General features: G+C 68.8%; 6 protein-coding genes and 1 pseudogene. 5 read left to right on the forward strand and 2 right to left on the reverse strand.

The genetic code is table 11. The features are described from left to right. The 5 genes from AC1DY5_RS38210 to AC1DY5_RS38230 form a co-directional block, all read left to right on the forward strand. The coding region (locus AC1DY5_RS38210) for a creatininase family protein (RefSeq protein ID WP_478119666.1) at window positions 1-305 on the forward strand (305 nt) is incomplete at its 5' end. 57 nt (window positions 306-362) lie between these two features. Beyond that, on the forward strand, window positions 363-1,352 hold the full coding sequence (locus AC1DY5_RS38215) for an ABC transporter substrate-binding protein (RefSeq protein ID WP_478119667.1): 990 nt from the start codon (window positions 363-365) through the stop codon (window positions 1,350-1,352). Window positions 1,353-1,390: 38 nt separating this feature from the next. Then, window positions 1,391-2,227 (forward strand): ABC transporter ATP-binding protein, encoded by an 837-nt coding sequence (locus tag AC1DY5_RS38220; protein ID WP_478119668.1) that lies wholly within the window; start codon window positions 1,391-1,393, stop codon window positions 2,225-2,227. Continuing rightward, window positions 2,224-3,132: an ABC transporter permease gene (locus AC1DY5_RS38225; protein ID WP_478119669.1), complete on the forward strand. Its 909-nt coding sequence runs from the start codon at window positions 2,224-2,226 to the stop codon at window positions 3,130-3,132. The genes AC1DY5_RS38220 and AC1DY5_RS38225 overlap by 4 nt, the downstream gene beginning before the upstream one ends. A 5-nt stretch (window positions 3,133-3,137) precedes the next feature. Then, entirely contained in the window at window positions 3,138-4,502 is a 1,365-nt protein-coding gene (locus AC1DY5_RS38230; protein WP_478119670.1) for an FAD-binding oxidoreductase, read from the forward strand. Here AC1DY5_RS38230 and lnt read toward each other — a convergent pair. Next, entirely contained in the window at window positions 4,499-6,061 is a 1,563-nt protein-coding gene (gene lnt, locus AC1DY5_RS38235) for an apolipoprotein N-acyltransferase (RefSeq protein ID WP_478119671.1), read from the reverse strand. The two genes, AC1DY5_RS38230 and lnt, sit on opposite strands and share 4 nt — an antisense overlap. Then, window positions 6,058-6,169: pseudogene (locus AC1DY5_RS38240) on the reverse strand (HlyC/CorC family transporter); the annotation flags it as partial. The gene lnt and the pseudogene AC1DY5_RS38240, both read right to left, overlap by 4 nt.

Here is a 6,169-nt window from a genome sequence, read left to right on the forward strand (position 1 = left end):
ACACGGTGCACATGGAGCGCGCCGCCGCCAACTTCCCACCGCCGTTCCCGATCAAGCTGCTGTCGCCCGACGGCCGCCCGGCCTGCGCCTGGACCGCGCGCGACTTCGGTCCCAGCGGCGTCATCGGCGACCCGACCAGCGCCACCCGCGAGCAGGGCGAGGAGATCCTCGACACGCTGTCCGCGAGCTGGGTGCAGGCGCTGACCGAATTGCACGCGCTGCGCTGGGTGGTGCGCGAGGAGCCCACCTGGGGCCGCGGCCACGAGCAGGGCTTCATCCAGTCGTCCATCGGAGCCGTGGCCTGAGGCCCGCTCCTTGTATCCGATCCCGTTTCGCTTCCAACCCCCACAGAGGTCCTCACCATGCGCCTTCCCCTCGCCCTCCGTCTCGCCCCCCTGGCCGCGGCCTTCGCGCTGGCCGCCGCAGCGCCGGCCCAGGCGCAGGACAAGTTCACCTACATGACCAACTGGTACGCGCAGGCCGAGCATGGCGGCTTCTACCAGGCCGTCGCCCAGGGCATCTACCAGAAGTACGGCCTCGACGTCACGATCAAGATGGGCGGCCCGCAGGTCAACATCACGCAGATGATGGCTGCCGGCCAGGCCGACTGCATCATGGGTTCGAGCGACATCCAGATGATGCAGGTGCGCGAAGGCGGCGTGCCGGTGGTCAACGTCGCGGCCTTCTTCCAGAAGGATCCGCAGGTGCTGATCGCGCACGACGACGTCAAGAAGTTCGAGGACCTCAAGGGCAAGACGATCCTGATCGGCGCCCAGGCCAACCGCGGCTACTGGCCCTGGCTGAAGGCCAAATTCGGGCTCACGGACGAGCAGACCCGCCCCTACACCTTCAACATTCAGCCCTTCGTGGCCGACAAGAACACCGCGCAGCAGGGCTACCTGACCTCGGAGCCCTACGCGATCCAGAAGGCCGGCGTGAAGAGCACCGTGCTGATGTTCAGCGACCACGGCTTCCCGGCCTATGCCACCACGGTCTCGTGCATGGACAAGACCGTCAAGGAGCGCAACAAGCAGGTGGCGGCCTTCGTCAAGGCCTCGGCCGAAGGCTGGAAGAGCTACCTCGCCGATCCGGCGCCCGCCAATGCCCTGATCAAGAAGGACAACCCCAACATGACCGACGACCAGCTGGCCTACAGCGTCGCCAAGCTGAAGGAAATGGGCATGGTCACCGGCGGCGACGCGGCGACGCAGGGCATCGGCGTGATCACCGATGCACGCGCCAAGGCCAGCTACGACTTCCTGGTCTCGGCCAAGCTGCTCGACCCCGCCAAGGTGGAAGTCGCCAAGACCTATACGACCGAATTCGTGAAGGACGCCAAGGTCCTGCCCTGACACGCCGGGCGCTTCGGCGCCCTCTCGAAAGGCTCCGCATGAACAACACCGAATCCGCCTCCTACACRCTGCCGCCGCAGCCTCGCTTCACCGTCCCGGCGGTCGAGGTCCTCTCGGCCGAGAAGACCTATCCGAACGGCACGCAGGCCCTGCTGCCGGTCGACCTGAGCATCGCCGAAGGCGAGTTCATCACCCTGCTCGGGCCCTCGGGCTGCGGCAAGAGCACCTTGCTCAAGATGGTCGCGGGCATGCTCGAGCCGACCGACGGCCGCCTGCTGGTGTGGCGCAAGCCGGTGGCGCAGATCGACGAGAGCGGCCGCCGCATGGCCTTCGTCTTCCAGTCACCGACGTTGATGCCCTGGGCCAGCGTGCGCACCAATGTGCGGCTGCCGCTCGACCTCGCCGGCGTGCCGCGCAAGGAGGCGGAAGCGCGCGTCGCCGAGGCCCTCGAACTGGTCGGCCTCGACAAGTTCGCCTCGGCCCTGCCGCGCGCGCTCTCGGGCGGCATGCAGATGCGGGTCTCGATCGCGCGCGGCCTTGTGATCCAGCCGGACCTGCTGCTGATGGACGAACCCTTCGGCGCCCTCGACGAGATCACGCGCCACAAGCTCGACGCCGAACTGCTCGACCTCTGGCGGAAGAAGAAGCTCACTGTGATCTTCGTCACCCACTCGATCCACGAGGCGGTGTTCCTGTCGAGCCGCGTCGTGATGATGGCCGCCCGGCCGGGCCGCGTGGTCGAGCAGTTCCGCATCGACGAGCCCTACCCGCGCAGCGCCGACTTCATGGTGTCGCCGCAGTTCAGCCGCTATGCCAAGACACTGCAGGACAGCCTGCTGCGCGCCAGCAGCGCCCACGATGAGGTCGAGGCATGAGCGCGCTGGCACCGACRACCGCCGCGGGGACCCCAGCGATGGAAGCAACGACGACGCCGACCCGGACGCGCCCGGCGGTTAAACAAGCCGCGCCGAGGCAGCCGGCCCGCATTCCCCTGCTGCAGCAGCCGCGCGTCCAGCGCGTGATGTATCCGCTGCTGGTCGGCGTGGTGCTGATCGCGCTCTGGCAGGGCCTGGTCACGGCGCTGGAATTGCCGCCCTACCTGGTGCCTTCGCCCTCCCTGATGATGCAGACGCTGGTCACCGACTGGGTGCCGCTCGGCATGGCCCTGCTGGTGACGCTCAAGATCACGGTGGTGTCCTTCGTGGTCGCCACAATCGCCGGCGTGCTGATCTCCTTCCTCTTCGTGCAGAGCAAGCTGATCGAGACCGCGCTCTTTCCTTACGCAGTGCTGCTGCAGGTGACGCCGATCGTCGCGGTCGCGCCGTTGATCATCATCTGGGTCAAGAATCCGACCGCGGCGATGGTGGTCTGCGCGGCACTGGTGTCGCTGTTCCCGATCATCAGCAACACCACGCTCGGCCTGCGCAGCATCGAGCCCGACCTGCAGAGCTACTTCAAGCTCAACCGCGCGACCCGCTGGCAGCAGCTGGTGCGCCTGCGCATCCCGAGCGCTCTGCCGTACTTCTTCGGCGGCCTGCGGATCTCCAGCGGCCTGGCGCTGATCGGCGCCGTGGTGGCCGAGTTCGTCGCCGGCACCGGCGGCTCGGGCGCCGGCCTGGCCTACCAGATCCTGCAGGCCGGCTTCCAGCTCAACATCCCGCGCATGTTCGCCGCCCTGCTGCTGATCTCGCTGACCGGCGTCGCGCTGTTCGTGCTGATGGCCTGGCTCACCAAGCTCGCGCTCGGCTCCTGGCACGCGAGCGAACTCTCCCAAGACTGACTCCGATGAACGCACCCATGACCTCGATCGAGCGCCYGCACCTCGAACTTCCCGAACTCGACTGGATTACCGACCCGAGCCGCATCGCGCGGCTGTCGCAGGACTTCGCCTGGTTCAGCCCGGTGCTCGACCGGCAGCTCAAGGACAAGCGCGCCGATGCCGTGGTGCGCCCGCGCACCGAGGACGAGATCCGCGCGTTGGTCGGCGCCTGCGCACGGCTCGGCGTGCCGATCACGATCCGCGGCAGCGGCACCGGCAACTACGGCCAGACCACGCCGCTGGCCGGTGGGGTGGTGCTCGACATGACCGGCTACAACGCCGTCGAATGGGTCCGCCCCGGCGTCGCGCGCGCGCAGGCCGGCATCCGGCTCGGCGAGCTCGAGAAGCACACCCGTCCTTCCGACCAGGAGCTGCGCTGCGTTCCGTCGACCTACCGCAGCGCGACGCTCGGTGGCCTGTTCGGCGGCGGCTTCGGCGGTGTCGGCTCGATCAACTACGGCCCGCTCGGCGCCCCCGGCAATGTGCTCGGCGTGCGCGCGATGACCATCGAGCCCGAACCGCAGATCGTCGAGCTGCGCGGCGCCCAAGCAATGCGCATGCACCACCTGTGGGGCACCAACGGGCTGGTGCTCGAGCTCGAGGTGGCGCTGGCGCCGGCCCACCCATGGCTCGAGAGCCTGGTGGTCTTCGACGCCTTCGCCCCGGCGCTGGCCTTCGCCGACGCGCTGGCGCATGCGCCCGGCATCGTGAAGCGCGAAGTGGCCTTCTTCGCCAGCCCGGTGCCCGATCACCTAGCGCAGCTCGCCGAGTACCTGCCCAAGGGCTGCCACGCGGTGCTGTCGCTGGTCGCGGAATCCTCCGAAGAGCCGATGCTCACGCTGGCCGAAATGCATGGCGGCCGTCCGACCTATCGCAAGACCGCTGAAGAGGTCAAGAAGAGCAACCGCACCTTGATGGAGTTCACCTGGAACCACACGACGCTGCACGCGCTCAAGGTCGACAAGTCGCTGACTTATCTGCAGAGCAGCTTCGTGCCGGGCCAGCACGTGGCCCAGATCACCGAGATGGAGCAGCTGTTCGCCGGCGAGGTGCTGATGCACGTCGAGTTCCTGCGCAATCTCGACGGCCTGGTCACCTGCAGCGCATTGCAGCTGGTGCGCTTCACGACCGAGGAGCGGCTGGCCGAGATCATCCGCATGCACCGCGATCGTGGCGTGCGGATCAACAACCCGCATGTCTTCATCGTCGAGGACGGCAAGGCCGGCGGCGCGCTGCCGCCGGAGATCGTCGAGATGAAGAAGCGCTTCGATCCGCGCGGGCTGCTGAACCCGGGCAAGCTGCGGGACTGGCCGGTGAAGGCTTCGAGCTAAGGGCGGCGGCGCGCCAGCGTGGCCGCCACCACCGCCAGCGCCAGACCCCACAGCGGCCAGAGCCCGAGGCGCGACACCCACACCGCATAGGGCGTGCGCCCGCCCCGCCCTTCGACCTCGGCCTTCAGCACCCCGCGCGTGAGCCGCGGCAACTCGTGCGTCACCCGGCCGCGATGGTCGATGACCACCGTGGCGCCGGTATTGGTGGCGCGCACCATCGGCCGCTGGAACTCCAGCGCCCGCATGCGCGAGATCGCCAGGTGCTGGTCGATCGCGATCGAATCTCCGAACCAGGCGATGTTGCTGACATTGAGCAGCATCGTGGGCGCCTCCTCCGCGCTGCGGAAGTTGGCGCCGATCTCGTCGCCGAACAGATCCTCGTAGCAAATGTTCGGCGAGATGCGCTGGCCGAGCCAGACGAAGGGCGGCTGCGCCAGCCCGCCGCTGCGAAAGTCGCCGAGCGGGATGTTCATCATGTCGGTGAACCAGCGGAACAGGCCCGGGATGAATTCCCCGAATGGCACCAGGTGGTGCTTCTCGTAGCGGTAGGGCGTCGCCTCGCCGGCCTGGAAGCCGAGCACCGCATTGCTGTAGGAGCGGCCATCGCCCATTGGCAGGCCGACGATCGCGGCCTGCTTGCCGCTTGCATAGCGTGCGGCGATCGCGTCCAGGTAGCCCGGCGGCAGTTGCGACGGCAGCAGCGGCAAGGCCGTCTCGGGCGTGATCACCAGCGGCGCGTCGGCATCGCGCAGCTTCTCGCCGTACCACTGCAGCGCGGTCGCGATGCCGCCGCCCGGGATGAACTTCTCGTCCTGCGGGATGTTGCCCTGCAGCAGTTCGACCGCGATGCGCCCGCGCGAACGGGCCGCGTCATCGGCAGGCGTGCCGCGCGCCAGGTCGATCAATGCCGGCACGCAGAAGAGCACCAGCGCCAGCCCCGCCGGCCATGCGAAGGCGCGCCCGCGCGCATGGCGGAAGGCCAGCGGTACCAGGGTCGCGATGGCGGCGGCGATCGCGCCGATGCCGTAGACGCCGATCCACGGCGCGTAGACCGCGAGCGGCCCGTCGACATGCGCATAGCCGCCCGCGCCCCACGGAAAGCCCGTGAACCAGCTGCCGCGCAGCAGTTCGGCCAGGGTCCACAGCGCAGCGAAGAAAGCCGCCGAACGCAACGGGCTCGCCGGTGCGAAGGCCACGTACAACGCGCAGCCGACCGCGTAATAGAGCGACAGCGCCGCGGCCAGAGCGAACACCGCCAGCGCGGCCAGCGGCGCCGCCAGCCCGCCGTAGGTGTGCATCGAGATGAACAGCCACCAGAAGGTGCCGCAGAGCCAGGTCGTCGCAAAGACCCAGCCGAGCAAGCCGGCAGCGCGCCAGGGCCGGGGCGATGCGTCGGCGGCGCTGCCGGCGGGACGCAGCGCATCGAGCTGCCACACCAGCGCGGCGAGCGACAGCAGTTGCAGCCACCAAAGCGGCTGGCCGTTCCACGGCGCCGCGATCGATGCCGCCTGGGCCAGCCCCGCGAGCCCAAAGCTCAGCGCGCGCAGCAGCGTTTTCAATCGGCCGCGTCGTCGCCGCGGGCCGGCGAGACCTTGAACCAGCGCACTGCGCCGCCCTTGGTGTGCAGCACCACGAAGTCGAAGGCGCCGAGCGCGTAGTGCTCGCCG

This window comes from Variovorax sp. P4_D9 (assembly GCF_056401695.1).

Bases quoted from the DNA above. Each gene is read 5' to 3' on its own strand.
- AC1DY5_RS38215 (WP_478119667.1), top strand. From the start codon at position 363: ATGCGCCTTCCCCTCGCCCTCCGTCTCGCCCCCCTGGCCGCGGCCTTC.